This window comes from Rickettsiales bacterium (assembly GCA_041396965.1).
Classification (GTDB): domain Bacteria; phylum Pseudomonadota; class Alphaproteobacteria; order Rickettsiales; family SXRF01; genus SXRF01.
Map to the genome: position 1 here is coordinate 1,945,027 of JAWKXN010000001.1, position 26,662 is coordinate 1,971,688.

Genomic DNA, 26,662 nt, shown 5'->3' on the forward strand with positions numbered 1-26,662 from the left:
GTCATCGCCACCCTCCACACCTTACGAACAGAAAGGCGTGGTGAAGTTATCATTTTTAGCAGATGTTTTTCTGAATCAAGCTCTCTCATTCTTCCTTAAAGGCTTTATGGAGGCTATCGGTTATTGGTGCTAGGAGGTAAGAGAAGAAGGATCGGGAGCCAGTATTAATAAATACTTCTACGGGCATACCGGGATAGAGTTTTACTTTGTCAGTAAGTTCTTGGAGGGTTTTTCCATCTACTTCAACACGGGCAGTGTAGTAAGATATGTTTTGCAAGCCTTGCTGTTCATTAAAAGCATCGGCGGAAAGTTGTGTGACCTTACCACCAAGCAGTGGCATACGACGGGATTTATAAGCTGAAAGCACGATGCGAGCATGCATTCCAACTTCTACCACATCAATATCGGTTGGTTTTATGTGAACTTCGGCAACCAGCTTGTCACTTTGCGGTACTATATCCATAATCGGCTCACCAGCCATTATTACCCCACCAACAGTGTGTGATTTAAGACCAGTAACTATACCCTCTGATGGTGCAGTAACAATTGTGCGTTTTACCACATCAGTAGCGGCACGTAGCTTTTCTTCAGTATCGTTTATTTTTAGCCGCACCTCTTGTAATTCTTTTGCTATATTAGTTGCGAAGTCATTTTTAAGATTGATAACTTCCATTTGGGTTTGAGTGATATTTTGTTTGGCTTTGGCGATTTCTGCTGTGTATTGTCCAGCATTTCCCTTAAGCTCCTCTGCCTTACGTTGTAACTCAAGCAAACGTGATTTAGGGGCTAACCCTTTTTTTTGCAACTTCTCAACAGATTCTATTTCCTCATCTATAAGTTTTAACTGTCCACGCGCGCTTGCAAGCTGTGAGGTAAGTCCAATAATTTCTTCTTTGATACTATCAATACGCTGGTTTAATGAATCTATCTTGCCTTTTTGGGTTTCATATTGATTGGTAAATAAATCATGCTGTGATTTTATGGTTTTACTTAATTCAGGATGATTTTTGGCAGCATTGCCTAGCTCTTCGGGAAAAACCAGTTTCTCATCTCCGTCTTGCAACGTTTGCAGGCGAGACTCGGAGGCACGCGCCGCCCATAACTCATTTTGGATTATTCTATGGTTAGCTTTAGGCGCAACATCGCTTATCTCAAGCAGTGGCTGACCTTCTTTAACTAATTGCCCCTCCTTAACTAATATATTTTTTACAATGCCACCTTCTAAATGTTGAACAGTTTTTCTTTTTGAGATAACCGCTACATTGCCACTGGCTATTGCCGCACTTTCTATTGGAACTAGTATTCCAAAAACTATAATGATAATAAAAATAGAGAGGATAACTATCGCGCTTACCCTTAGCGGAGCGTAGCTACTAGCAATTGCTGGGTTATCACCTTTATAATTTTTATTAGTGATTATCTTTATAAAGCCATCAATAGACGCAAGAAGAGAGGCGATACGTGGATGTTTCTCTAGATTTTCAGCCTTATCTTTTATTAAGCTTACTATCCTCATGCTTCTACCTTATCACTTGCCATTTGAGGCTTATGTTTACTCGCATAAGCTGCTATAACATCACAGGCAGCACCAAACGCCGCCACTTTGCCATCACGTAAAACTAGAAGCTTATCAACGTGCGAGAGCAAAGCATTACGGTGGGTTATAAGCAGAGTAGTTATTTTACGTTCCTTCGCAAATTTTAAGGCACTGGTGAGGGCTGTTATTCCTGCCTCATCAAGATTAGCATCTGGTTCATCAAGCGTTAGTAAGCACGGATTGCCATAAAATGCTCTTGCTAGACCAACACGCTGCCTCTGACCAGCCGAAAGCATTGCGCCACCATTTCCGATCTGGGTGTCATAACCATTCTGCAAACGTAAAATAAGTTCATGGGCATTTGCTAGCTGTGCGGAACCAACAACATCTTCCGGTAAAAAATTTTCATTAAAGCGAGCGATATTTTCTTTTACACTACCAGCAAATAACTCAACATCTTGTGGCAGATAACCAACGGACTTTCCAAATTGCTCTCTTGGCAGAGTTCTTATATCAGCTCCGTCAAAGCGGATTACTCCTTCACTTTGCTCATATATACCCATAAGCAGGCGGGCAAGTGTTGATTTACCGGATCCGCTCGCGCCAATGATGGCAAGACTTTCTCCAGCATCCAGTGAAAAACTTATATTTTTAAGAATCGCTTCTTCTCTATTTTCTACTAAGTAAGATAAATTCTCAACAGCTAGCGTACCTTCTGGTTTAGGAAGTTCCATATTCTCATCATTTTTTCCTTCCTCAGAAAATACTATCTTAAGGCGTTTATAAGCTGCTCTTACATCAGTAAATGAACGCCAACTGGCAATCGCCGCCTCAAACGGTGCTAGTGCGCGACTAGCTAAAATAGAAGCGGCAATAATCGCCCCAACCGTAACATGACCATAAATAGCAAGCCATGCTGACACGCAAGTTACCATTACCTGTAACGCTAGCCTGATAAACTTTGTTCCGCCCTGTATAACAGAGGAACGGCTTCCCGCTTGCATTTGAAGCTGCGATATATTTTTCTGCAATTTACGCCAGCGTGATGATAAAGCTGCTTCCATCGCCATCGCTTTTGTAACTTCAGCATTACGGGTAGCAAGTTCTAACTCCTGCATTGCCATTACTTGCCTAGCCCCTGCCTCACCAGCAGGGCGGCGCATAGCTGCTTCATTTAGCCAGCCAAGTATAAGTAAAATAATAACACCAGCAACTACCAAACTGCCTAAAATAGGGTGTACGATAAATAAAGCGATTATATAAAGAACTGACCATGGTGTATCAACCATAGTAACCAAGCCTTGCCCACCAATGAACTGCTTGATTAATGAAGCGTCACGTAAATGTTGCGCGCCACTGCCACCTGACTTCCCCTGCACCAACACTAAAGGTAGTACAAACTCACTGATGGCCTCATGTAGCCAGTCGGCAACTCTTTGTAAAGTTACACTACGAAGAGTTTGTAAAAGCCCAGCTGCCGCGAACATGGCAAGCATTATCAGGGTAAGCCATAGCAAAGTCTCAACACTGCCTGTACTCATCACCCTATCTAAAACCTGCAACGAATATATTGAGATAGGTAGTATAAGCAGGTTAATAAAAAAGCTACTTATCCCAACTGATAACCATACGGGTCTTAGTGAACGTAATATCTTATCTAGGCGGGTAAATTTAGACATTCTTACAGCTAATTATAATTGCATTAATTAATATTTATTAGCTATTTATAGAATATTATTAACTTATGTAAAGTAAAAGGTTAAGAGATGATACAAAATCATATTTTGATCCATTCATACGAATTGTACATATTTATTATATTTCAGCAAACCATATTATTAGTATCCAACTGTTTTTTAATAATAATTACTCAATACTTACTGTAAAATATCAATAATAAGTTATAACATGGAAAAATAGTGCAAAATGTAATTTATTAGGATAGGATGATCATAATTATATATTATATGTAACAATAATTTTTTATTAGGCGGTGACGATTGACAGATAGTAACATAAATATTCTAATAGGCAGAAATTTGCGTCTGAGGCGAATAGAGCTTGGATTAAGTCAAGAGGCTGTCGCAAGAGAGATCGGTATTAGCTTTCAGCAGGTACAAAAATATGAAAAAGGATCTAACGTTATAAACATAAACAGATTGATGGACTTTGCTGAAGTCTTACGGACGGACATAGACTATATTCTGAAGCAGAGTAAAACAGGGAAGTCTGACAAACATAATGATAGCTATGATAATCCAAATATAACCTCTGAACGTGAGATTCTAGAAATGATAAAAGTATTCAAGCAGATTAAAAGTCATGAGATACGCAAAAAAATAGTAGATCTAGCACGCACAGTAGTAGAAAAATGACTTATCATCCAATATGATTGGAAGAATTTTCATATACTAGCAGTGTACTCTCATCAATGTTTTCTAAAAACTCTATTGCCTGCTTTCTTGTATTGTCATCCTTTATCAGACAGAATTTCGCAAATGACCTGAACGCATTCAATATATCGTAATACGTTGTATCATATTCACTATTGATATGTGCGTTATCGCGTTTAACTATTTCCGTAATAGAAGTCTTTATTATATCATGAATACAAGGCAATTCATTATCCATAGCATCCCGTGCTAGAAACTCTAGGCAATATATAATATTCTCAGATTTTAGTTTATTATTCTGTCTTTGAAAAAGCGTGGTATCCATTTATATAGCCTCCATAATTCTATTTTTACTGGGGTTAATAGTCGTATATAAGTTCCTAATATTAACTGATTCCCTATGTAGAACTTCCTCATCTTCTATTAATGAATGATATATCTCAGTTCTATTTTTTATATTATCAAGTATCTCACGATTCACGTTAATCCATCCCGCCACTACTTTTTCACCACTATCAAGAATCGTAACCTCACCGATATTGTTTATTGGCCATCCAGAATTAACAAATACAGCTCGCCAAATAAGCGGTGGCATAACTCCAATCATTCCTTTTATATCTAAGGATAATGCGAACTCTATTTTTGCTTGTAAAATTTCTAATTTAACTCTTTGTCTCATGCTGGCAGATAGTTCACTGTCAATAGCAAATCTTGATGACTCCCATATACTATCTTCTTCAGGCATATTAATGCGTGTAACCATGCCTGGCCATATATCCTTTATCATATAAGGGCGGTCTGTAGGGGACATTCTTGAGCAGCCACGAACTATTCCATCGTCATCTTGCCACACAACATAAACAGCAGCCGGAGTATCATAGACATCATATTCCATCTCTTTAAAGACCGGTACATCATAATTCTGTCTTGCTTTGAATTCTTTATAGCGTAACCTCAGCATTGAAGGCATAACATCGCCATATTTGTGCATATTCTCTATTGTTATTATGCGTGTGTTCATCACAGTCCCTCCATGTTGTTTCGAGGGATGTTAAATATTTTTTGACAAAAGTAATGTCGCCCTGTTGGGGGACATTACTCAGACAAAATTTTATGATTATGACATAGGTCAGGTGTTATCAGACCAAGAGAAATAGCTTTTACTACAGCCATTTGTATAGAGCTAACCTGCAGTTTTATAAAAATACGTTCTATATATGTTTTGACAGTTTCATCACTTATGTTCAATATATCAGCGATAACTCCTCTACTTTTACCAGATGCTGCCCAGTTCATGACCTCTTTTTCTCTTTTTGATAATTGTATTATCGGAGAAGATTTTTCTTCCATGTTACGATATAAAACATGAAATTGTGTGCATAAACTGTAGACAAGGCTAACCGTATTTCTATCTAAATCAACTTGTCCAGAACTGCTGGCTACTCCCATCCCTACTATTTCACCGTACGCTCCATGTAACGATATACCAATTCCATCGAGAAGTTTTGCCTCTCTAGCTTCCTCCATTAGAACGTGCTCGTCTTTGTCCAAACCGTTTTTGAGTTCTGGTAATTTATTCCATAAAAATGGACCACTGGTTTGCTTAATAACTTTAATTACAGGATCCACCTCAAAATAGTCTTTTGAATAATAATACTTCATCCAATCATCTGGATAGTTTCTTAAAATTCCATGACCTTTTTTTAATTGTAGGCTCGGATGGTCTGTAATTAAAGAGTAAACTACTCTATCAAACCCTAGTTCTTTTAGGTTTTTTTCAAGTATGTTAAAGGCGTCTTCCACATTAACAGCCTTATTCATTTCCGATATAAATTTAATGAAATCTATCATTAATCATAAAAACAACTTACGGTTTATATATTCCTATTTTTTACATCTTTAGTATTAATAAATCAATATTAAGTTAAAAATTATCGTTTGATACGTTAATAATCTGCTTAGTAACAAACTTATTCTCTTTTAACCAACCAATTAATTTTTCTCCAGATTCCTTACTATCTACTTCTATAATAGGCTCTATTACACCGGTATGGACTGATTCAACAAAAACAAAATAACCAACATTATAATAACTACAGTAATATTTTTTTCTATTTTGTTTTGACATATAAATAACACTAGCCACTTTTCTTCTCTTAGGGATAAAATTTACGGTATTTTCTTACACAATCAATATACCATTAATTGCTAGATTCTAATTCAAAACTAAAATTATTGGAATAATTTTCATTTTATTTCCATAGTCGTGCTAATATTATACATTGGTACAAGATAAATATACTATATGTTTTGAGTTATAGCTTTCCTTACGCTCCACCCTACAACAGGAAATCGCCTGTTTCTAGCGCATGCAACCCAGCTAGTTGTATCTCGAAGTCGGCGAGTCCGTTAGCGTCGGAGTCTATAGCGATTATTGTGTTACCGCCTAGTTGTGAGTAGTTAACTTCGTTAGCTGTGGCGGAGAAGCTATTTGTTCCCATGAATATGAAGTCACCGGTGAGGTCTGATATATCTATTAGGTCTGGTTAACTTTAGAGAGGGTTTTTTCTTAAACTGGTGAGTAGCATATCATAGATATTCTGCTTACGCGAGTTGAATCTAAATTGACACTCGGTGAGATGGAGGCGCAGTTTTGCATAAATTACCTTGCAACTGCGGTGCGAAATGCCAGTCAGTTTGGATGCCTCCAGTTGCATTCAAATCAAGTGCAAAACACCTGAGTAAATGACGAAATTTACCCTCCGTAATATGCGAACGGCGATAATACTTGTTTTTGCCAGCTTTTCTCATGCCTTAGCTACTATCAGAATTAGCTAAAGTTCGCTAGAACCTAAATAATATAGGAAGTGACCATATCCAGTGCCTTTTTAGTACGTTCAGTATCTCCTTAATCTCAACCCAACTTAGCATAAATATTTAAGCCAATGTAATTGTCGTTGGCTGACACCCTATCGCCCGCTTCGGGATCTGTGATGGTATCTAGCCCCTCGCCTTTATTTACAACGAACCGGTCATCGCCATCATCAGATACTATGGTGTCATTGCCACCATCACCGAAAATAACATCATCATCCGCACCGCCAGAGATAAAGTCATCACCATCACCGCCCGATATATGGTCACTACCAACATCACCCACCAGCGTATCATTACCCGCTTTACCTTCCAGATAATCAGAGCCACTACCGCTGAATATAGAGTCATCCGCATCTGTCCCCACAAGAACGTCTTGCCCAGTATTACCCAGAATAGTGGTGATACCTTGTGAGACAATAGTTGAGCCATTAGCGTTCACCGCCACCAATGCAGGTATAGTTCCGCCATTGCCATCATCTATTTGCTGAACTTGATAAATGCTGTTAAGAACCAAATTCGGATCGCCAAACTCACCATCGTAGAACTTCTTGCTACCAAAGAGTGAACCAAGAATTTTACCAGCAACAAGGGCGACAACAGCTGCTGCAACAATCGCAACAGGCCCTCCAGCGGCGGATGAGCCAATTATCGCTGTTGCAATTGCATCACCGGCAATAACAGAACCAGCGGCTATGCCAACTTGCGCCCCTAAATTTAACCAATCACCACTATCAAAACCATTACTGTTTAGTAGCCCGCTTACGGCGGTAGTAATTGCCGCTACTGTGGCATTGGCATCTGTTACAGAATTAGGGAATATTTCTTTTGCGTAACGTGCGGCAACAACGCCTGAAATAGTAGTTATCCCAGCATTGATATATTGCTGACTATTCCAGCCATCAGAATGTAAAGCGAAGTCCACAGCCATGCGTGAAAGCGCGGTTGCGAGATCGCCAGATAGAGTTTCCACCAGACCTGCGTCCACCCCTAATTCTTGCAATGAGTCCTGTATAACAGCAGAAGCATCATTTACGGTAACGATATTACCAATTTGATCGGCAAGGATACGCTCACCAAAAAATTGAGCGAGGCTGATAAAAGCATCATCCGCACTTAGATTGCCATCAACCAAATTCTGCATATTAGCACCCAGCCATTGCGCGAATATAAGTTGCGCGCCTTCACCATTAGTGAACCATTGGGTTGCCTCATCCACCTGCGTGGATATAAAATTGGCTGTGGATGTGGCGAGGTTTTCTACAGAATCTATTACTTCATTAAAATAGTAAGAATCGTTAGCGACATTGATAATTTTGTTGTCATCCACAAGACTAATCGCATAGCCGCTATTGTAATCTTCTAAAATATCAATTCCATCCAGATTGGTAAATGTACCACCAATAGCATCAGAAATCTTAAACACATTCGTACCGCTGATAGATATGGTATTGGTATCTGTTATTTTGTTGGCACCAAAGCGGCTTTCTAAATAAGCATTCACACTGCCATCAAAATCAAATGATATTTCGTTGGCTAGCCCTTCAATACCGTTAAATAAATGTATCCCGTTAGTGTCTGAGGAGCTAGTAAGTTGTATGAAAAATTCTTTAACATCCGTAATTACGGTCGTTCCAAATGACAGCCTCATATATATTTCAACTGGAGTGTCCAAGCCTATCGCCCCGTCAGAAAAATAATCCAATATAGTGCCACCAATGCCAGTGGCTTCTAATACATCCTGTGCAAAATCAACACAATTGTGGGCAAGAAACACATAATTTTCACGATCATCAACCAAACCTTTTGGGGGTATGATAGCATAACCATGAGCTTCATCCATTGCGGCGATATATTGAGCTTCTGTTAATTCTATCGGAATAGACTGGACATGCTCATAACCTTGATTATCAATATGCTGAGTAAAAGCAGCTTCATCATGTATAGATTCATCACTATATAACGAGCCTATTCCATGATCTTCCGGCCATTTCCCACGATACACACTACTTGATGAGCCATCATTAATAGCTTTAAGTTCTACAAAAGTATGCCCGACATTTGGAAAACCTCCATTATCCGTAACGTGAAATATAAGCTGATAGGTTGTAGACATTTTTCATTTCCCTTATCTATAAGATTTTCTATATTTTTCTTCTCTTTCTTGCCAGATGTGTGTAAGAGAATTTGCTTTATCGATTTCCTCTTTAGTCATATGTTTTTCAAGTGATTTTCTAGTCTTTCTGTAGCTAATTTTAAAGTTATCAGCTAACAGGAAGTGAGCATACGCTTTAACATAGCTAGTTTTGACACCAAGGCTACTTCTCCATTTAAAGGCTTTTAACAATTTTTCTTTTCTCTCATCAGGTAGATTATCATTTGGAGTAAAGCAAACTTCACCACAAAAGACTTCCGCAAGAGCAACGTGAGAATCGCTATTACCCATCTTTGCTCCCTCAATATATTCAGCTAATTCCTTATCAGCCTTTGCTGAGCCTGTAGAATAGCTGGTATCCATCATTTCCATTAACTCTGCCTCTGAATATCGCGTGCATGCCGCCAGTAATATTGGCAGCATAAATATATATAAAAATTTTCTCATCCCTCCGCCTTCCTCTCATCTATCACATTCCCCTCACTAGCAAACACCATCAGCTTCTTGCAGTTGGTTGCTGGGTTGAAGCGCACGGCGTGGGCTTTGTGGTTTGGGTAGTGTTTTTTCAGGTCGCTGATAATTCTTTTCGCGTGTCCGAACGGGGCGATAAACTCCATAATGTAGATAATATCACCACTTGCCCATTCTTCTAAAGTAAGCGGCTTGGACTCATTTAAGAATTTATCCTCCACCTCTTTAGAAAACTTCGCCCATGACACAAAGCCTACAGGTCTGTTACTTGCGTCATGATAAATACGATATTGATTTAACTGCACTGGCGGCAGAACAACTTCACTAAAATGCTTAATCTTATAATCAGCATGGGCGGAGGAAGCGGTCATAAGAGTTAAAATATCACCAAGCAAACGGCTGCGCTTATCAGGCGGCATAATAGCCAGAATATTATTTTTGTTATTAACCATCTGAGGCTTTGCTAAACCAATCATAAATATTTTAACTTTTAATGACTAAAAAGAGTTAACAAAAAACTATATCAACCGATGGTTGTCAATGAAAAATTAGTACTATTAGATGGTTTTAATTATACCGCTTGTAACCAATAGCTATTGTAGGAAAAAAATCCTTATGCTAGAAACAGCCAAAAATGCCCTATATTAAAAGTGCTAAGGACAAGTAACTAATGAAAAAGCTGTTTTTATATTCTCTTCCTATAGTATTTACACTAATTGCAGTAGTTCTATTAAAAAATGCTTTTCTCAAAGGTGAGGGGTTCCAAAAGCAATCATACGTGACTATGGAAACTCAAAAGTGGGAGTATGTTGAAAAAACTCCAGAAAACAAAATTTCTGTCCCGACTTCTGGCAATAAAATCACCATAAATGTTTCATCACCTACTAAGCTTATTGATTCTACTATTAGTGGAACGATAATATCCGCTTACTCCAAAGACAATAAACTAGTTTTCTCAGCGGGCTTTCCACTAACTTGGAACACCTACTCCGCATCTAGCGCGCTTGGTGAGATTCATATGTTCGTACGAACCCCTAATATGGATTCAGAATTTATTGCCTTACCTAGAACTATAGAGAGTTTACGTAGTGCATACGTAATAAAGTCAGATGAGAAGCTGTTTTTATTTGATGCACCTGACGGTGATTATTATCCTCTAAAAGACTCTAAAATTGGCAAATATATTTTTGATAATAATCCCGTTAAAATATCTCCTGAGCCATTCAAAAATATAGGTTATCAATACTCTTATGGAGCGGAGAAAAATGGAGACTGGGTAGTAAAGGCGTGTAAATTATCTAAGCCTAATGATTGTAATAAAATTGCTACAACACCTAAATCCATAGTCTTTGCCTATGGCGGCAATGAGTTAAATACGGTTGCCGTTACTAATAGAGGCGATGTCTTGTTTCATAATAGGCAGGGATGGTGTAGAGGAAAAAAGACTTCTGACGGCGGAGTTAAATGTGACAAGCAAGCAAAAGACTTTGATGCTCTTTATAAAACACAATTATATTCTTCTATAAGAGCTAAAGATGGAACATTGCTTGGCGAATACCCAACTGGTAGGTTCTGGAAATTGGGGGATGGAATTATAACACCAACACCTCTTAGCCCCTATGATGATACGGAGCATAAGAATCGTGAGCTTCAATCTGTTTCAATGTTTTGCGGTGATTTATATGCTGGCTTTTGGCCACAAGGTGAGGTTTGGGAAAAGCCATTAGAGAGTAACGGTTGGATAAAAACAAAAAGACTATTCTCACATCCAGTAGTAAAAGATGGAGATGTTCCCTATCTGTCTAATTTAGAATCTGGTAATAATGGCAAATATCCTGCCTATTCATTTTTTGGACAGCGCGCGACATCTATGGTTAATTATAAAAACTCTCTATTTATATCTTCTTCAAATTTAGGTGGATGGAGTAAAGATATTCCAAAACCATCCTTTATGACAGATTCTCAGGCCAATGAATATGGCAGGATTTATAGCAAAACTGATAGTAACTGTTTAACAACTGTCATTGACAGTAATGTAAATCTAGTAATCACGATAGATTCAAACTCTATGTCTGTTACCAACAACGGCAAAGAAATCGCTAAAACCAACCTTCATGATTTTGACATTAAACAGATAGATTACTTTACCATAGGAGATGGAATCTTTGGCAAGATTAGTGATGAAAATATAGATGTTAACTTTTTGAACAATAATTAAATATAAAGTAATCGTATATAAAATCTTGCTGAGATTATTTCAACTACAAATTATCCGTGTAAATGAATAATAAGACAAACACAAAAAATAACTTTTACCTGTCCCTTGAGCTACTAAGAGGTCTATGTGCTTTAGAAGTCGTACTCTGGCATTGTTTTGCGCGCATTGATGATGTGTTTTTAAGAATTAGTCCCACATTTAAGTTCGTATATCACGCGTTTCTACGAGGGTCAGACATAGCAATTATTGGTTTTTTTGTGCTTAGTGGCTTTGTAACAACTGCCAGTTTTATTAAATATTTTAATAAATATAATATAGCAAAAGCCGTAACCATATTCTATGCGGCACGTATGCTGCGTATATGGTCACTAACCTTCATAACAGTGTTGGTTTCTGTTGGTATCAGCTGGCACTACCGGACTATGTCGGGAAATTGGTCGGCATGGGAAAAATATGACCATTTTGATCTGAGTAACATTATAGGAGGGATGTTTGGTCTTAATCCACACTGGAACGCTCCGATGTGGACTCTTACATATGAACTCGCATTTTATAGCATATTACCCTTTTTTATGTTAGCGATATTACGAACTAACTACTTAATAAAAGCAATCTCGCTAGTTATAACAGGTTTTCTTACTTTTTTTTTACTAAAAAGTGAGATAGTTCCTTTACCACATCTAGTTACTCCATTCTTATTTGGGATCGCGATATATTTTATCAGAGACTTATCTTATTTGCGTATATTTTTTACATCAAATCTTAATAAGATTTTATTTTTTGCTGTCGCAGTAACCAGCGTAATCTATGTGAGTTGGGAATATTTACCGCAAAACCCCTATAACATAAAAAAATATTTTCTTGTTACTCTGGTGGTGCTTGGTCTGGTTTTTAGTGAAAGTTTTTTTATAAAATATAAAGAGACAAAAGTAATAAAAATGCTCACTGGTCTATCTATGTGCTCATACAGCCTGTATTTATGGCATTATGTCATATTATGGTTTACGGGAATGTATATGTTCGGCTCTATGAACGCACGTAGCACTACAGAGATCTTTGTATTATTTTCAATAGCTGTCCCTACAATTATCTTGGTTACTTGGATGTCGTGGTATTTTATCGAACGTAACGCAAAGATGAAAAGAATATTGCCTCTTTTTGAAAAGAAATCGGCAAAAAGTTAATATCATAACTCTCTCCTATCCGTTGGCTAACGTTAAACGGTTAACGGCACTCTGGTGGTAAGTGGCATCCATTTCGATGCAGATCCACGAGCGGCGGAGTTGTTGTGCTGCAAGAGCGGTAGAGCCTGAAACAGCAAAACGGGCTGTTATTCAGCAGATGAAAATGATTCAGGAAGATTTGGACAACGCCGCTGGCAAGACATTGGAAACAGGTGATTACCAGATGTCGTGTACTTTCCGATAGATATGTACCTCGGACTCATTGGTTGCGGGGGCCGGATTTGAACCGACGACCTTTAGGTTATGAGCCTAACGAGCTACCAGGCTGCTCCACCCCGCGTCAATATACCGAAATTCCAGAAGGGAATACCTTCTACAACAATTTTTCTGTTCGTACAAGCATTGATTAAGTAATTTTCGCTTGGAATAACTATCATCTAAATAACCACCAAGAACAAGCAATTCTCTGAGCAAAGCAAGTATTGTATCTAAACAAAACATTTTACACAGATATAACAAAGTCTATAGCAATAAATCTTCTTCTATCCTTAAACCATTTGATTTATCTGAAAAATTACCGTCTTTAATAATATGTCTATAAAGCTGTAAATTCTCTAATACACGTTGCACATAATTCCTAGTCTCGGAAAAAGGTATTTTTTCAATCCAGTCTATTCTGGAATTAATATCACCAGTAGGTCTTCCCATCTGTTTTATCCATTTATTAACATTACCCGGACCAGCGTTATAAGCGGCTATTGCTAAAATCAGTGAACCATCATAATTATCAAGCATCCGACTAAGATAAAGACTACCAATATTTATATTATAATCCTCATCATACAACCTGTCTTTACTATATTTTATATCACTCTTACGAGCTGTGTGTCTTGCTGTTGCTGGCATTACCTGCATAAGCCCACGTGCTCCCGCGCTACTGGTTATCTCTCTGTTAAACTCACTTTCTTGACGAATTATGGAATGCACCAGCTCTGGCGGCAAAATATGCTCATCATACAACCCAAGAATAGGATAGGTTTTATCAAGCAATATAATATTGTTAAGCATAGCTTTTCTGGAGCTACGAACACTAATATGTAATTTACCATATTTTACGCCAATCTCACTTGCAAGTGCAGCTTCTTCTTTGCTTGCAGCATTCATCACCAAATGACCTAAAAGATAATCAGCTATTTCTTCCTCACCATAATTAAGACTAACTATCGCCGCCTTCACAATATCCCGAGAATAAAATTTCTCCCTATCACGGGAATTTATTGAGATATTATCATCACTATTTATAGAAAATGAAACGCCAAGTGACTTAATAGCGAGCTGCCCATAAAAAGTAGTCGGATAATTAGCCGCTTTCTTAAAACAACTATTTGCTTTATCAGACTTACCAATTTTCTGATAAGCCCGCCCCGCCCAATAGGCAAATCTGGATTTACTTATCGGATAACCAACCTTGTCAAACATCCGCTCAAAAATACTAGCCGCCTTGCCAGCGTTGTTACCATATCTGAGTAATAACCAACCTTTAATCCATTCAGCATCCGCCTGCGACGCTCCATCAACTTGACCATGCTTACTGGCAAGCCGTAAAGCCAGCTTCATATCACCTTTACTTATAGCGGAATATATAATTTTCTTGCGGTAATACCACCATTTCTCTGGATAAGGCACTTTACCAGAAACGCCAAGCAACATCTCTCTTACGCCTTTTTCATCCTTACGTCTGTCACGATAGCGCATCCGTTCGTAAATAATACCACTATCATTTCTCATTGACGCTGGCAGAGCGCGCAACATCTTAGACACTCCTCTTTTATCCAACATCAAATACATTCTAGTTTTATAAAGATTAGCGTATTTTTTAGGAAGCCTGTCCAGCATGTGTTTAGCGCTGATTATCTTACCTTCCCACAAAAGACGATCCGTTCTTTTTATATCATCTTTATCGCTCAAAAATTTAGCGAACCGTGATAACAAGTATTTCTCCTCGTCATTATTAAAGTCACCATAAATCCACGCTTCCTCTACCAGTTTTTTTATATCTTTTTGCTTATATCCACCCTTCTTAAGCATAGCGTCAGCAAGTGCCATTTTGCCAACACCAGTAATTGGCGGATTAGCGGTAAGCCATTTTATGACCATATCCTTATCCACCATATCGGCAAATATCGCTCTTTCGGCTTTTACCAAAATCCTATCACGTAGCGGCCAATCTGGGTATTTATTCAAAAAATCCACCGTTTCATAAAACCCAGGATCAGAATCTCTAGCTACCAAATAACGCCATTTGGTTAAAGTTAACAAAGCGCTATCACTGCTATTACTGAGTTTGTATAGAGCATCATCCCATCTTTTTTCTTTAGCTAGATTGAAAATTTTTCCTGTAAAATCAAATTCTTTTCTGTCTTCTGCGAAAGAATATGGCGACAGTGTACATACATACGCCATAAATAATATAGACAATAAAAACTTAAGGAAATTACTCATGAATTAATCTTATTTTATACCGATTATGCTATACATAAAGCCTGGGGAATGTAACATAGCGTAAATAACAAATAAAACCAAATAACATGTACGATCCTGATATAATAACACTACGCCGCTTTTACGCCACACAATTCGGTGAATCCGTGCGCAATCTGATAGCCCGCTGTATATTGCGTATTTGGCCAGAGGAAAAAGATAAATCTATGGTTGGGTTTGGCTACGCCACTCCTTACCTTTCACCATACATGGAACATTCAACTTCTCTTACCGCCTGTATGCCCGCTAGACAAGGGGCTGCCTATTGGCCAAATGGTAAGGATAATAAAGTAATAATCTCACATGAGCATATATTACCATTCGCTAGCGAATCAATTGATAGAATTCTCCTAATCCACGCTATAGAAAATAGTGAGCAACTATCGGCGATGATTGAGGAATTATGGCGGGTATTATCTATAAATGGCAAAATACTTATAGTTATCCCCAATAGAAGAAGTTTATGGTCACGCTCCTCTAGCAGCCCGTTCGGTTATGGCAGACCATTTACTAAAGCTCAAATGTGTGAGCTGTTAAGTCAAAACCAGTTTAATGTCACAAAAGTAAAGTCTGCTCTATTCATGCCACCAACCAAAATAAATATTTTATGGAAAGCCGCCACCAGAATGGAAAAAATTGGAGACTTCATATGCCGTTTTTTTGGGGATTTTTTGGAGGGAATACTAGGTGGAATAATATTGGTTGAGGCGGAAAAACAACTATACGCTCCAACCTGTCAGCCAGTGGTGGAAGCGAAAAAATACCGCACGGCGATAAATAACCCTAAACCAGCAATGACCGTAAAAAAGGATATAGGAAAATAATTCAGGAAAAACAATCTATTATTTATATAGCCTAGAACTGGGGGCATAGACTATTGTTAATAAAAATTAATGCACCCCCATAATGTTTATGCTATAAGATCATACATGGAAATTAATAAAACAAATTCAAAAAATACTCATAAATCCTCCCTGACCCCTCAAGAACTGGCGGATAAGCTAGAAAAAATTATGGATTTTAACAGAGTATCATTTCCCTTTTCCAACATAAAAGAAATACATCCGGAACTTTATGAACAACTTATCAAGCCTGGGCTTGAAGTGGCGTATGGAGCGGGGAAAATATGTAGGACCCCCAAACCATTATATGCCATCATGATAGATAAAGATCTTGATAATATGAGTTATGATCCTACTTATCATGAGCTTATCATAGGATTGCCTTATTTACGTAAACAGCAATCCATGAGAGAGGCTATAGCCGTTATTTCTCACGAATGGGGACATGTTTATCACAGTTATGCCGCTAGAGGGAGTTATTATGAAACGAATAAGAATAAAGATAAAAAACGAACAACAATTGTTGAGCAAGGAGAGCTTACTCCTAACAAACTGCTGCATTTAGATGAGCTACACGCTGACAGATTCGCTGAGCCGATAGACAAAATTGCAAGCAGCTTACAGGCTGTTATTAGTGACCTTAAAAAATATAATTACGATGATAAAAACATTCCCCACCCCAATCACCGCAAGCGCATAAAACAATTATTAGAAAAGGCTCTATCCAACGAAATCTTCGGGATGAACGGGGAGTTCATAGAAAAAAATGGGAATTACAGTTTTATCCCCGATAGTCTTGGTCATTCTCCTAAAATTATAAAAAATACGGTACGTAAAAATATCGGTGAAGGGAAAATACATCCCGATCCTTATGGTGGGTTTCCAGTAAGTGAAGATGGCAGGCTGGTAAAAAACGGTTATCCACTCAGAGTCTCCACCGAAAAGAAGGCGGAAGAGTTGATGCAAAAGCTGGATACGATGGTTGAATCCGGTCTTGACCTTGAAAAGAAAAAAGAGTGGCTGGGTTTGATTAAACGCGAGATAAAAGACTTCAAGGAAAAAAACGAGCCCGAATTTGTGGATAAAAAGGACATTCCAACACGCAAATGGATGAACAGAATGAATAGTATGAAACCACTCAACCTACAACGTGGCGGCTGACACACTGTGTCATGCCGTCTTTATGACGGCATCCGGTTGTGAAAAGCAGAGCTTTTCACTGGATTGTCCTGCAATCCACCAGACCCCGCAATAAATGCGGGGTGACATTGTATCTAAATGCGATTGCCACAGTCAACTACTAACCCTATCATATCACTCATAACGAACGACTTCACCCGCTACCCAATCCATAAATTCTGGCAAACCAGTATCAGCATTAAATGACAGCACACATGGAAGGTCATAACCATGTAGCTCCTTAACTCTCCTCATAGATTTTTCTACTTTTTCACTAGTAGTTTTCGCCAGCAATATCACTTCCTGTTGCCGCTCGGTTTTTCCTTTCCAACGGTAAATAGAGGTAGATCCTTCCAGTATATTAGCGCAAGCGATAAGATTTTCCGCAAGCAACTTCTCAGCGACCATAACCGCGTCGCTCTTAGAGGCGAAAGTTACATATAACATACTAACCATAACTCTATTTTCTCCTTATCGCTCCCAACAAAAATCGCTTACTTTGCGTCACACCAAATATAAATCCGGCTACGAAATAAACTACTACACCAGAAAGACAAAGTAGTATAAGTGATATAAACCTTATATACTGCTCTGCATCACTTACCATATAAGGCATGGCAAACGGCACGAGCAACCATAATACAACTCCCATAATAAGACTTACCACGAATATTTTTATCATCTGTGATAACATTTGTTTCTCAACTAAAATCCAGCTTTTATTCCGCAAGCTACGCAAAAGAAGAATGACATTTACCCAACTGGCGATAGAAGTAGCAAGCGCCAGCCCAACATGCTGCAACGGAATCATCAGCAACAGATTAAAAAATATATTCACCCCAATACAAATGGTAGCGATCTTAAATGGTGTTTTCGTATCCTCATTGGCGTAAAAAGCTGGAACCAATATCTTTACCAGAATAAACGCTGGAAGACCAAGAGCGAAAGCCATCAGCGCGTGAAAAGTACCAATAGTATCAGCCGCCTTAAATTCCCCACGTTCAAACATCACGCTGATTATTGGCTGAGCGAGAATAAACAACGCGACAGAAGAAGGAATCGTAAGAAACATCGCCAGCTCAATAGAACGGTTATGGCTACTAAAACTCTCCGCACGTTTTCCCTCACTTATCTGCCGTGAAAGCAGCGGCAACAAGGCAGTGCCTACCGCCACCCCGATCATAGAAAGCGGTAAGCCACTTATTCTATCGGCGTAATATAGGTAAGAAACCCCACCATCAAACTGTGAGGCGATGATTATATCCACGAACAGATTTATCTGCGCCACCCCTGCTCCCAGCGCCGCCGGCGCTATCAACACCAAAAGCCGCTTTACCTTCAAGGTAAAACGTGGGCGGACAAATTTTGGCAACATATCCTGCCGCAAACAAAACCTTACCAACCATAAATATTGCAGCACTCCGGCAATCGTAACCGCTATGGCAAAAGCGTGGGCAAGAGTCGGTACTAAATCACCAATGACGTAAGGTATTATGATAAGACATAAATTAAGTATTATCGGAGTAGCGGCAGCGGCGGCGAACTTTCCGCCGCTATTTAGAATACCCGCAAGCAAAGATACCAACGAAATACAAATAATATAAGGCATGGTGATACGAGTTAGCGTCACCGTTAAATTAAACTTGTCCATATCATCAGAAAATCCGGGTGCGAGAACATACATCAGATAAGGCATGGCGATAATGAACACACCGGCAACAACCAGCAAAACCAGCAGAAGAAACGACATTGCCTCGCTCGCGAACTCTTTTGCTCTACTCTGTCCTTCCTTAACAAGAGTGCCAGAAAATAGTGGGACAAAAGCGGAATTAAAAGCTCCTTCCGCGAACAGCCGGCGCAGGAAATTCGGCAGCTTGAAAGCGACAAAAAAAGCGTCAGATAAAAACCCCGCCCCCAGACTAGAGGCTATGATTATGTCACGAACAAAACCCAGTATTCGTGAGAGCAAGGTGTAAAAACTAATGGTTATGGTGGATTTCAATATTGACATGGTCAATATTTATCTCAATCACAAAAATAAATCCAACTGATTATTTTCTCTCTTGAGAAGCGGCCTCTTTCTTAGCCTGCGACAAATTTCCAGTCCGTGATGATGGTTTGTTCATATCTTCTATGTGTTTTTTCCAGTCATTTACATGGACATGTTCACCAACAAAACTTTCGGGTTTTTCTGTATCAGTGGAATGTAGTTTAGGGGTTACAATTGGTATTCCATCATAATAATCCTGAACTTCTGTGTCATTGTAGTAACTATGATCTATTCCCGCAGCGGAAATACTATTTTTAGCCCGATAGCCACCGATTAACTTAACGTTATCACCAGTGAAAATAATATCCTTACCGCTAGCCATATTTGCATAAGCATCTTTTACTACGATACTACCACCAGCCATCAATTTTGGAGGGAATATATCATCATGTTTAGGTGAGACAAAATCAGCTTTTATATCACCAACAGCGTTAACCATACCACTCAACCTATGGGCATCAACGTTACTACCAGCAAATAAACTCACATCTGACTCTAAAACACTTATGTCACCACCAGCCAATACAGCGTTATTACCCATGCTGGGGTTATTACCCACAAAACCAGCAGAAACATTACCCTTCGCATACAGACTATGCTCTAATTTATTACTGTGATCATTCATCTCATTAATGGAAATATTCTTTCCACTAGCAAGAATGTCAGCTTCCGACGCGTCTAAAACTATATCATCACCTGCATAAACCGATAAACCATAAGGAATGGAGTCAGCGTTTATTTTACCACGAGTGATAATACGATTAGCATTATTTGGAATATTTTTTGCCAAGAGATTATGCTTTTTAGCTTCCTCTGTATTTCCCCCCAGCTTGTTACTATCTTCCGCTGGAATTTCTGTAAGTTTACCCTTTAAGTCAGCGTAATAGAAATGTATGGAATTGTCACCTTCAGGAATAACAGACAACTTTATCTGAAGATCATTATAAAGAGAGCGTAATTTATCTTTTATATTCTCATAATTTTTTTTAAGATCTTTGTCTAGTTCCGCAAGCGCCGCCTGTTGTTTCTCTGACATTTTTATATTCCTGAACATTAATCAAAGAACAAAGGTAAACAATTTTTAATATCAAGGCAAACTATATCTTAACTACTGAGCAAAAAACTTTTTACCAGTTTCAGCCACATCATCACCAGCGAGTTTTACAAAAACATTAGTAATTTCATCAGGGTGCGGCAATGTATCAGGATCCTCACCGGGAAAAGCCGAAGCCCGCATCCGAGTGCGCACAGCTCCCGGATCAATAAAATTCGCTCTGAGACTAGTTTTAGCGTTCTCAGCGGCGTAAGTCTCCACCAACTTTTCCAGCCCCGCCTTACTCACCGCGTACGCCCCCCAATAAGCGTGCGCGCCATTGGTAACACCTGACGACACAAACATCGCCCTTGGCGCTGGTGAGGCTTTTAGCAAAGTATCAAAATGACGGATGAGATTGTAATTAGCGGTAAGATTAATCGCTATTACCTTCTCCCATTGTTTCATTTCAGTATGAGCTACAGGAGTTAAATCCCCAAGAATCCCCGCGTTACCAACTAATATGTCCAACCTGCCAAAACGACCGGCGATAAGCCGTGTTAACATATCTAACTTCTCATTATCCAGTAGATCTATCTCAACAAGAGTTACTTTCCCACCAGTTTCCTTTACCTCATCATCAAGTTTCTCAAGACCCTCTTTGCTCCGCCCAACCGCTATAACCTGCGCTCCCTCAGCGGCAAACCTTTTAGCGACCGCAAAACCAATCCCCCGCGTCGCGCCGGTTATCAAAGCTATTTTATTATCAAGCTTGCCAGACATCAGCTATACGCCCTTTCTGAGAATAAATCATCCTGTAACCCACTATTTTCAGCGTCGGTAAGCGCTATTGGATAATTACCGGAAAAACAAGCGTCACAAAATTGAGGTTTTTCCGCGTCACGCTCAATTCCAGCAACCGCCCGATACATCCCGTCAATAGAGATAAAATCCAAACTGTCCACACCGATTAGTTTCCCCATATCCTCTATACTATGATTTGATGCCATTAATTGCTCACGTCTTGGCGTATCAACCCCATAAAAGCAGGAATGAGTAGTTGGCGGACTCGCTATACGCATATGAATCTCCGCCGCTCCCGCCTCTCTTATCATAGTTACTATCTTTTTTGAGGTGGTGCCACGCACAATGCTATCATCAACCAATATCACTCGTTTTCCAGCGATAATCTCTTTATTAGCGTTATGTTTAAGCTTTACTCCCAAATGGCGGACATTGTCCGATGGCTCAATAAAAGTCCGCCCGACATAATGATTACGGATTATCCCAAGCTCAAACGGTATGCCGGACTCCTTAGCATAACCAATGGCACCGGGTATACCAGAATCAGGCACAGGAACGACTACATCAGCTTTAACACTAGTTTCACGGGCTAACCACGCTCCAATACGCTGACGTGCCTCATAAACATTCCGTCCCTCACTAATTGAGTCAGGGCGAGAAAAATATACATACTCAAAAATACAGAAACGCTGACGTGTGCTTGCGAATGGTTTTAGTGAACGAACACCACTGCCAGTTATAATTACCATCTCTCCAGCCTCAACATCCCGCTCATAAGTAGCACCGACAATATCAAGAGCGCAGGTTTCCGATGCCAGAATATAGGAATCACCGAGCCTGCCCATTACCAGTGGGCGAACTCCGTACGGGTCTCTTACCCCAATCAGCATATCATTACTCATCACCACCAACGAATAAGCCCCTTCCACTTTTGCAAGCGCGTCACAAAGCCTATCCTCAACACTCGTCTGTTTAGAAACAGCTATTAAATGGATAATTACCTCCGTATCAGAAGTTGACTGAAACAAAGAGCCTTCATTTATCAACTGACGGCGCAAAGTAAGAGCATTAGTAAGATTACCGTTATGAGAAACCGCAAGCCCACCAAAACTAAAATCACCGAATAACGGCTGTACATTACGCAGCAAAGTCTCACCAGTTGTTGAATAACGATTATGTCCAACCGCCATGTAACCTTTCAATTTACCAATAATATCCGCCGAATTGAAATTATCACCAACCAGCCCTTGCGCGCGATGAGCATAAAAATGCTTACCATCATGCGAAACTATACCAGCGGCCTCTTGTCCCCTATGTTGCAAAGCATGCAACCCCAAAGCGGTAAGCGCCGAAGCGTCATCATGCCCAAATATCCCGAATACTCCGCATTCTTCATGTAGTTTATCATCGTCAAATGGTGTCATCTCTGATTCACCTTAGTCGCAAAAAGTAGATAAATCATATCCACAAAGAAATAAACCCAGAGCGATACATTAATACCAACCAGTAGCAACGCCACGAATAACGAGCTAGCGGTCGCCGCCACCGCTGATAAACGAACAAAATCTTTGTAAGAAAGGTCAGTTTTCATAAATAGATTAATAACAAGACCGAGCAAACCATACACCAGCAAACTAACAATCCCAAACAAATAACTCCCTATAAACGCTATAATCATCACCACTATCACGATAATCCAAAGATTATTTATAATGTCCAATACAAAACTCCGTAAATAACTTTGATTTATTATCTCATTAGTATTTTTCGGTATATTAAACAACCTCTTCTCAGTAGTCCTAGAACCCTTCTTTACCAATACCATATCTTTGCCAATGACAAAATATACATTATACTCATCCATACGCTCTGACCAGTCTGTAACCGGACGGTCAGTATCAATGATCCCAACAGCAACCCCTTTCTGATCTTTAATGTAATAAGGCATCGGAACGTCTGTAGATAAAACTCCGTTACTTATGGTCATTACCGGCGCTTGATTAATAAAAAACTCAAAATCAAACGGCTTCTTAAGATCAATAGCTGATGTATAGAATATAAGAACAACAGTCGCCAGTACACTGATGATCAATGTTAAAACAAACATATACAGAAAACCAAATCCCTGCCAATCTCTAGCCACCTCCCGATAAATATCACCGGAATAAAAAGCCTTAGGAATCGCTCTCAATATTGATGTATTCTGCATTTTCTCTCTTCAACTAACTTCATCTATTATTCATATTTTTTATAACATCATTAAAATTATCTTTCTGACTATTGCCAGCATCTTTCAATTTCTGATTAATATCCCCAACTGAGGGAATATCTATCGTCCTGTTATACTCATTATCTTTAATGGTATCCATGACCTCATCATCAATCCTATCCAAACCAGACTGACGTACGTTATCCTCAGCCTTTTTACGCAAATTAGAAAGTTCTTTTAAGTAATCAGGAGCCGCCTTCGCCATAAGAAGAGTTACTTCCTCAACATAAGGCAAAGTCTTTGCCTGGGAGATCCACTGCGGACGGCTATTCTCAGGAATGGCAAGTGTAATCATAAAAAAACCAATAGCGATAATAATAGCTCCTCTTACCGCGCCAAAAGCCATGCCCAGTAAATTATCAAGCATTCCTATCTCACCAGACTTAAGAATTTTTATTATAATACGGTTAACTATAGCAAAACCAATAAGCGCGGAAAGATAAAGTACAATAGTAGCGCATACAGCGGCTATTTCCGGTCTAGTGAAGTAAGGTTTAAGCGATTCAGCTACATCCTTGAAGAAATATACGGTAACAAACCATGCGCCAACCCAAGCGATTAATGATAGTATCTCTTTGACAAACCCACGAAAGAACGCAAGACCAGCGGAAATAGCCATAATCGCTATTACCGCCATATCAAAATAATTCAATTGAGCATCCAGCATAACACCCTCTCATTACTTTTATATATTTTACTTACTACCAAAAAGCCTACTGGCTAATCCCTGCACTGTTTCTACAGTTTTTATCTTTATAGTCAAATCCTTAAATTTACCTTTTGGCGTGTAAGCCTGTTCAAATCCTAGCTTCTCTGATTCTTTAAGCCGCTGCTCCGCGCGTGAAACCGCCCTAACCTCACCGGAAAGCCCAATTTCCCCAAACATAATCACTTTACCAGCAATGGGAACGTCATAAAGGGCGGAGAGCAGAGCGGCGGCGGCGGCGAGATCAGCAGCCGGTTCGCTAATCCTTATACCACCAGCGACATTAAGATACACTTCCTTATCAGAAAATCTTATCCCACAACGTGTTTCAAGTACGGCAAGAATCATAGCAAGACGGTTAGAATCCCAGCCAACCACAGATCTACGTGGCGATGACATATAAGAAGGCGATACAAGCGCTTGAATTTCCACAAGTAATGGTCTCGTCCCCTCTATCGCTGCGAATACACAAGCTCCACTTACTGGCGCTTCTCTATCGGAAAGAAACAATGATGATGGATTTAACACTTCTTCAAGCCCAGTTTCGCGCATTTCAAAAACCCCGATCTCATCCGCCGCGCCGAAACGATTTTTCACCGAGCGTAAGATACGGAATTGATGCCCACGTTCCCCTTCAAAATAAAGCACGGTATCTACCATATGCTCTAAAACACGTGGTCCCGCTATCTGCCCGTCCTTGGTGACATGACCAACCAAAAACAAAGCTATACCACGTTTTTTAGCCAACTTTATCAACTCATGGCTGGCGGCGCGCACTTGCGACACCGTACCCGGTGCCGCCTCTATATTGTCAATGAACATAGTTTGTACCGAGTCAATGATCAAAACATCGGGACAATCTTTATCTATAGTTGAGATTATATCACGCACTGAGGTTGCCGAAGCCATGAGTACCTTGCTGCTCTGCAACCCCAGTCTTTTTGCTCTAAGACTTACTTGTGAAACCGATTCCTCACCAGTTATATAAGCACAGGAAAGCCCAATTTCCGCTAAAGACACTACAGTTTGCAGCAATAAAGTTGACTTGCCAATTCCAGGATCTCCGCCAATAAGTATAGCACTCCCAGAAACCAGTCCACCACCAAGCACCCTATCAAGTTCCCCGATACCGGTACCAGCACGACTAGCGTCCGGCAGGTTAAAATCAAGCGGAACAAACTCTATTTTCCTCCCTTTACCTCCAGACGAAAGTCCTTTAGGAGTGACCTCCATGACCTGTTCGGAAATCGTGTTCCACTGCCCGCAATCACCGCACTTACCCGCCCATTTAGGATGAATCGCACCACATGACTGACAGACAAATTGTGAGGTAGATTTAGCCATTATTTATTCTAAGTATACAAAAATTTTTATCAACAATACAAAACAGTACGCTAAAATAGCCTAAAGATCATTTATCTTGTATATAATAGCTAACCACTTTTATTTCCGAAAGGAATATATTATAAATAGCTATCATTTTGTAAAAACTTTAGAGAAAAATAATAAACAATGAAAAGTTTCTTTAATTGGCCTTTAGACGGACAAATTGCGTTTATTGGAATTATCGTAGCAGTCCTGTGTTTCCTTCTCTCTGACTTAGCCAATCGCAACTCCGTCAATATAGAAGAAAAATCAGGTGATTTTTTTAGAATGCGCTATAAAAAATCTTCTTGGCTAATCATGGCTGGTTTATTAATTTTTAGTACTATTATAACATATGGAGCTTCCAAAGCAGGATACTGTACCTTGATGAATATTGAGGAGAATACAAGAAACAAATTAGTCGCTGTGTTCTTGACAATCTTAATATGGATTGGGACGATAATGTATTGTTATCATAGCTTCTTTGTTAAGCTTTTATTTAATGAAGAATCTATAATTAAGAACACTCCTCTATCACGTAAGATTTTTCTATGGGAAGACTTATCAAACATGGAAGTGAACTGGAGAGGATTCTATTTTGATTTCAAAAACAATGAAAGACTCTATATCCCAAGCGATACTAGCGGTCTTGAGCAATTTTATAATATTCTAAGCTCTAAAACCCAGCGTATCAATAAACCACTTACCCCAAGATATTACCCTGAGGAAACAATAAACGATTTTTTAGATAAAAAAATAATCGTATTTATATTTCGCTTAAATGAAATGTGTTTGCTAGAATTTATAAGAAGCGAAATAGGAATAATTAAAAATATTGGTCAGGAAACAATATCTATCCTGCTAGAAAGTGGAGAAACCATGTCCGCCAATGCAAGCTCTCAAAGCATTGCTGTTTTTCAAGATGAACTTGATATAGACGACGACCTTTTAGATGACTTAGAATGTCATGACATTCTAACTAAATTAGTAAAATCAGGTAACAATCCTGATATAATCGCAACATATTATATTGATTGAAAA

General features: G+C 39.2%; 25 protein-coding genes and 1 tRNA gene. 6 read left to right on the forward strand and 20 right to left on the reverse strand.

All coding sequences use genetic code 11. The features are described 5' to 3' along the window. Positions 1 to 85: 85 nt before the first annotated feature. Both R3D71_10180 and R3D71_10185 read right to left on the reverse strand, forming a co-directional pair. Positions 86 to 1,516, reverse strand: coding sequence for an HlyD family type I secretion periplasmic adaptor subunit (locus R3D71_10180; GenBank protein ID MEZ5692013.1), 1,431 nt, complete (start codon positions 1,514 to 1,516; stop codon positions 86 to 88). After that, positions 1,513 to 3,216 (reverse strand): type I secretion system permease/ATPase, encoded by a 1,704-nt coding sequence (locus R3D71_10185; GenBank protein ID MEZ5692014.1) that lies wholly within the window; start codon positions 3,214 to 3,216, stop codon positions 1,513 to 1,515. The genes R3D71_10180 and R3D71_10185 overlap by 4 nt, the downstream gene beginning before the upstream one ends. 321 nt (positions 3,217 to 3,537) lie before the next feature. Between R3D71_10185 and R3D71_10190 the strand changes: the two genes are divergently transcribed. Further along, a complete protein-coding gene (locus R3D71_10190) occupies positions 3,538 to 3,912 on the forward strand; it encodes a helix-turn-helix domain-containing protein (protein ID MEZ5692015.1) in 375 nt (124 codons plus the stop codon). A gap of 4 nt (positions 3,913 to 3,916) precedes the next feature. Here R3D71_10190 and R3D71_10195 read toward each other — a convergent pair whose 3' ends face one another. The 8 genes from R3D71_10195 to R3D71_10230 all read right to left on the reverse strand — a co-directional run bounded on the left by R3D71_10195 (position 3,917) and on the right by R3D71_10230 (position 9,882). After that, positions 3,917 to 4,255, reverse strand: a complete 339-nt coding sequence (locus tag R3D71_10195) for a hypothetical protein (GenBank protein ID MEZ5692016.1) — start codon at positions 4,253 to 4,255, stop codon at positions 3,917 to 3,919. Beyond that, on the reverse strand, positions 4,256 to 4,951 hold the full coding sequence (locus R3D71_10200; protein ID MEZ5692017.1) for an acyl-homoserine-lactone synthase: 696 nt from the start codon (positions 4,949 to 4,951) through the stop codon (positions 4,256 to 4,258). A 74-nt stretch (positions 4,952 to 5,025) separates the two neighbouring features. Then, the gene (locus R3D71_10205; protein ID MEZ5692018.1) at positions 5,026 to 5,733 is read right to left on the reverse strand and encodes a LuxR family transcriptional regulator; all 708 of its coding nucleotides are present in this window, start codon (positions 5,731 to 5,733) and stop codon (positions 5,026 to 5,028) included. 121 nt (positions 5,734 to 5,854) lie between these two features. Then, positions 5,855 to 6,076, reverse strand: a complete 222-nt coding sequence (locus R3D71_10210; GenBank protein ID MEZ5692019.1) for a hypothetical protein — start codon at positions 6,074 to 6,076, stop codon at positions 5,855 to 5,857. 193 nt (positions 6,077 to 6,269) lie between these two features. Continuing rightward, positions 6,270 to 6,431: a hypothetical protein gene (locus R3D71_10215; protein MEZ5692020.1), complete on the reverse strand. Its 162-nt coding sequence runs from the start codon at positions 6,429 to 6,431 to the stop codon at positions 6,270 to 6,272. 413 nt (positions 6,432 to 6,844) lie between these two features. Beyond that, positions 6,845 to 8,920, reverse strand: coding sequence for a hypothetical protein (locus tag R3D71_10220; GenBank protein ID MEZ5692021.1), 2,076 nt, complete (start codon positions 8,918 to 8,920; stop codon positions 6,845 to 6,847). A 12-nt stretch (positions 8,921 to 8,932) separates the two neighbouring features. Further along, entirely contained in the window at positions 8,933 to 9,406 is a 474-nt protein-coding gene (locus tag R3D71_10225; GenBank protein ID MEZ5692022.1) for a hypothetical protein, read from the reverse strand. Further along, positions 9,403 to 9,882, reverse strand: a complete 480-nt coding sequence (locus tag R3D71_10230; GenBank protein MEZ5692023.1) for a toxin-activating lysine-acyltransferase — start codon at positions 9,880 to 9,882, stop codon at positions 9,403 to 9,405. The genes R3D71_10225 and R3D71_10230 overlap by 4 nt, the downstream gene beginning before the upstream one ends. Positions 9,883 to 10,214: 332 nt before the next feature. On the opposite strand from R3D71_10230, the gene R3D71_10235 reads away from it, so the two are divergent. Together R3D71_10235 and R3D71_10240 are read left to right on the forward strand one after the other, a co-directional pair. Beyond that, positions 10,215 to 11,648, forward strand: a complete 1,434-nt coding sequence (locus tag R3D71_10235) for a hypothetical protein (GenBank protein ID MEZ5692024.1) — start codon at positions 10,215 to 10,217, stop codon at positions 11,646 to 11,648. A gap of 62 nt (positions 11,649 to 11,710) precedes the next feature. Next, positions 11,711 to 12,832, forward strand: coding sequence for an acyltransferase (locus R3D71_10240; protein ID MEZ5692025.1), 1,122 nt, complete (start codon positions 11,711 to 11,713; stop codon positions 12,830 to 12,832). Positions 12,833 to 13,095: 263 nt separating this feature from the next. Here the strand turns inward: R3D71_10240 and R3D71_10245 are convergent. Both R3D71_10245 and R3D71_10250 read right to left on the reverse strand, forming a co-directional pair. Next, positions 13,096 to 13,172: transfer RNA gene (locus tag R3D71_10245), tRNA-Met, on the reverse strand. Positions 13,173 to 13,354: 182 nt separating this feature from the next. Next, a complete protein-coding gene (locus R3D71_10250) occupies positions 13,355 to 15,334 on the reverse strand; it encodes a lytic transglycosylase domain-containing protein (protein ID MEZ5692026.1) in 1,980 nt (659 codons plus the stop codon). Positions 15,335 to 15,420: 86 nt separating this feature from the next. Between R3D71_10250 and R3D71_10255 the strand changes: the two genes are divergently transcribed. Beyond that, positions 15,421 to 16,197 carry a methyltransferase domain-containing protein gene (locus tag R3D71_10255; GenBank protein MEZ5692027.1) on the forward strand — a complete coding sequence of 259 codons (777 nt, stop codon included), beginning with the start codon at positions 15,421 to 15,423 and terminating at the stop codon, positions 16,195 to 16,197. Positions 16,198 to 16,302: 105 nt separating this feature from the next. Further along, positions 16,303 to 17,376: a hypothetical protein gene (locus R3D71_10260; protein ID MEZ5692028.1), complete on the forward strand. Its 1,074-nt coding sequence runs from the start codon at positions 16,303 to 16,305 to the stop codon at positions 17,374 to 17,376. Between the two features lie 153 nt (positions 17,377 to 17,529). On the opposite strand, the gene cutA is transcribed toward R3D71_10260, so the two are convergent. The 8 genes from cutA to radA all read right to left on the reverse strand — a co-directional run bounded on the left by cutA (position 17,530) and on the right by radA (position 25,600). Then, positions 17,530 to 17,850: a divalent-cation tolerance protein CutA gene (gene cutA, locus R3D71_10265; GenBank protein MEZ5692029.1), complete on the reverse strand. Its 321-nt coding sequence runs from the start codon at positions 17,848 to 17,850 to the stop codon at positions 17,530 to 17,532. A 4-nt stretch (positions 17,851 to 17,854) separates the two neighbouring features. Then, entirely contained in the window at positions 17,855 to 19,405 is a 1,551-nt protein-coding gene (gene murJ, locus R3D71_10270) for a murein biosynthesis integral membrane protein MurJ (protein ID MEZ5692030.1), read from the reverse strand. Between the two features lie 40 nt (positions 19,406 to 19,445). Further along, positions 19,446 to 20,480, reverse strand: coding sequence for a hypothetical protein (locus R3D71_10275; protein MEZ5692031.1), 1,035 nt, complete (start codon positions 20,478 to 20,480; stop codon positions 19,446 to 19,448). Positions 20,481 to 20,552: 72 nt separating this feature from the next. Beyond that, complete coding sequence (locus tag R3D71_10280) at positions 20,553 to 21,260, reverse strand: SDR family NAD(P)-dependent oxidoreductase (GenBank protein ID MEZ5692032.1); 708 nt, start codon at positions 21,258 to 21,260, stop codon at positions 20,553 to 20,555. Further along, positions 21,260 to 22,705 carry an amidophosphoribosyltransferase gene (purF, locus tag R3D71_10285; GenBank protein MEZ5692033.1) on the reverse strand — a complete coding sequence of 482 codons (1,446 nt, stop codon included), beginning with the start codon at positions 22,703 to 22,705 and terminating at the stop codon, positions 21,260 to 21,262. Before purF ends, R3D71_10280 begins: the two co-directional genes overlap by 1 nt. Then, positions 22,702 to 23,490, reverse strand: a complete 789-nt coding sequence (locus R3D71_10290) for a DUF1189 family protein (protein ID MEZ5692034.1) — start codon at positions 23,488 to 23,490, stop codon at positions 22,702 to 22,704. The genes purF and R3D71_10290 overlap by 4 nt, the downstream gene beginning before the upstream one ends. Positions 23,491 to 23,509: 19 nt before the next feature. Continuing rightward, on the reverse strand, positions 23,510 to 24,217 hold the full coding sequence (locus tag R3D71_10295) for a CvpA family protein (protein MEZ5692035.1): 708 nt from the start codon (positions 24,215 to 24,217) through the stop codon (positions 23,510 to 23,512). 27 nt (positions 24,218 to 24,244) lie between these two features. Next, positions 24,245 to 25,600 (reverse strand): DNA repair protein RadA, encoded by a 1,356-nt coding sequence (gene radA, locus R3D71_10300; GenBank protein ID MEZ5692036.1) that lies wholly within the window; start codon positions 25,598 to 25,600, stop codon positions 24,245 to 24,247. A 168-nt stretch (positions 25,601 to 25,768) separates the two neighbouring features. Here radA and R3D71_10305 point away from each other — a divergent pair, with 168 nt between their 5' ends. Continuing rightward, positions 25,769 to 26,659: a hypothetical protein gene (locus R3D71_10305; protein MEZ5692037.1), complete on the forward strand. Its 891-nt coding sequence runs from the start codon at positions 25,769 to 25,771 to the stop codon at positions 26,657 to 26,659. Positions 26,660 to 26,662: the final 3 nt, after the last annotated feature.

Coding starts and splice junctions, on each gene's coding strand:
- R3D71_10225 (MEZ5692022.1), bottom strand. CDS start 9,406: ATGAGAAAATTTTTATATATATTTATGCTGCCAATATTACTGGCGGCA.
- R3D71_10200 (MEZ5692017.1), bottom strand. CDS start 4,951: ATGAACACACGCATAATAACAATAGAGAATATGCACAAATATGGCGAT.
- R3D71_10215 (MEZ5692020.1), bottom strand. CDS start 6,431: ATGGGAACAAATAGCTTCTCCGCCACAGCTAACGAAGTTAACTACTCA.
- R3D71_10235 (MEZ5692024.1), top strand. CDS start 10,215: ATGGAAACTCAAAAGTGGGAGTATGTTGAAAAAACTCCAGAAAACAAA.
- R3D71_10290 (MEZ5692034.1), bottom strand. CDS start 23,490: ATGCAGAATACATCAATATTGAGAGCGATTCCTAAGGCTTTTTATTCC.
- R3D71_10230 (MEZ5692023.1), bottom strand. CDS start 9,882: ATGGTTAATAACAAAAATAATATTCTGGCTATTATGCCGCCTGATAAG.
- R3D71_10185 (MEZ5692014.1), bottom strand. CDS start 3,216: ATGTCTAAATTTACCCGCCTAGATAAGATATTACGTTCACTAAGACCC.
- purF (MEZ5692033.1), bottom strand. CDS start 22,705: ATGACACCATTTGACGATGATAAACTACATGAAGAATGCGGAGTATTC.
- R3D71_10305 (MEZ5692037.1), top strand. CDS start 25,769: ATGAAAAGTTTCTTTAATTGGCCTTTAGACGGACAAATTGCGTTTATT.
- cutA (MEZ5692029.1), bottom strand. CDS start 17,850: ATGGTTAGTATGTTATATGTAACTTTCGCCTCTAAGAGCGACGCGGTT.
- R3D71_10220 (MEZ5692021.1), bottom strand. CDS start 8,920: ATGTCTACAACCTATCAGCTTATATTTCACGTTACGGATAATGGAGGT.
- R3D71_10280 (MEZ5692032.1), bottom strand. CDS start 21,260: ATGTCTGGCAAGCTTGATAATAAAATAGCTTTGATAACCGGCGCGACG.
- R3D71_10275 (MEZ5692031.1), bottom strand. CDS start 20,480: ATGTCAGAGAAACAACAGGCGGCGCTTGCGGAACTAGACAAAGATCTT.
- R3D71_10260 (MEZ5692028.1), top strand. CDS start 16,303: ATGGAAATTAATAAAACAAATTCAAAAAATACTCATAAATCCTCCCTG.
- R3D71_10255 (MEZ5692027.1), top strand. CDS start 15,421: ATGTACGATCCTGATATAATAACACTACGCCGCTTTTACGCCACACAA.
- R3D71_10240 (MEZ5692025.1), top strand. CDS start 11,711: ATGAATAATAAGACAAACACAAAAAATAACTTTTACCTGTCCCTTGAG.
- R3D71_10250 (MEZ5692026.1), bottom strand. CDS start 15,334: ATGAGTAATTTCCTTAAGTTTTTATTGTCTATATTATTTATGGCGTAT.
- R3D71_10180 (MEZ5692013.1), bottom strand. CDS start 1,516: ATGAGGATAGTAAGCTTAATAAAAGATAAGGCTGAAAATCTAGAGAAA.
- R3D71_10195 (MEZ5692016.1), bottom strand. CDS start 4,255: ATGGATACCACGCTTTTTCAAAGACAGAATAATAAACTAAAATCTGAG.
- murJ (MEZ5692030.1), bottom strand. CDS start 19,405: ATGTCAATATTGAAATCCACCATAACCATTAGTTTTTACACCTTGCTC.
- R3D71_10295 (MEZ5692035.1), bottom strand. CDS start 24,217: ATGCTGGATGCTCAATTGAATTATTTTGATATGGCGGTAATAGCGATT.
- radA (MEZ5692036.1), bottom strand. CDS start 25,600: ATGGCTAAATCTACCTCACAATTTGTCTGTCAGTCATGTGGTGCGATT.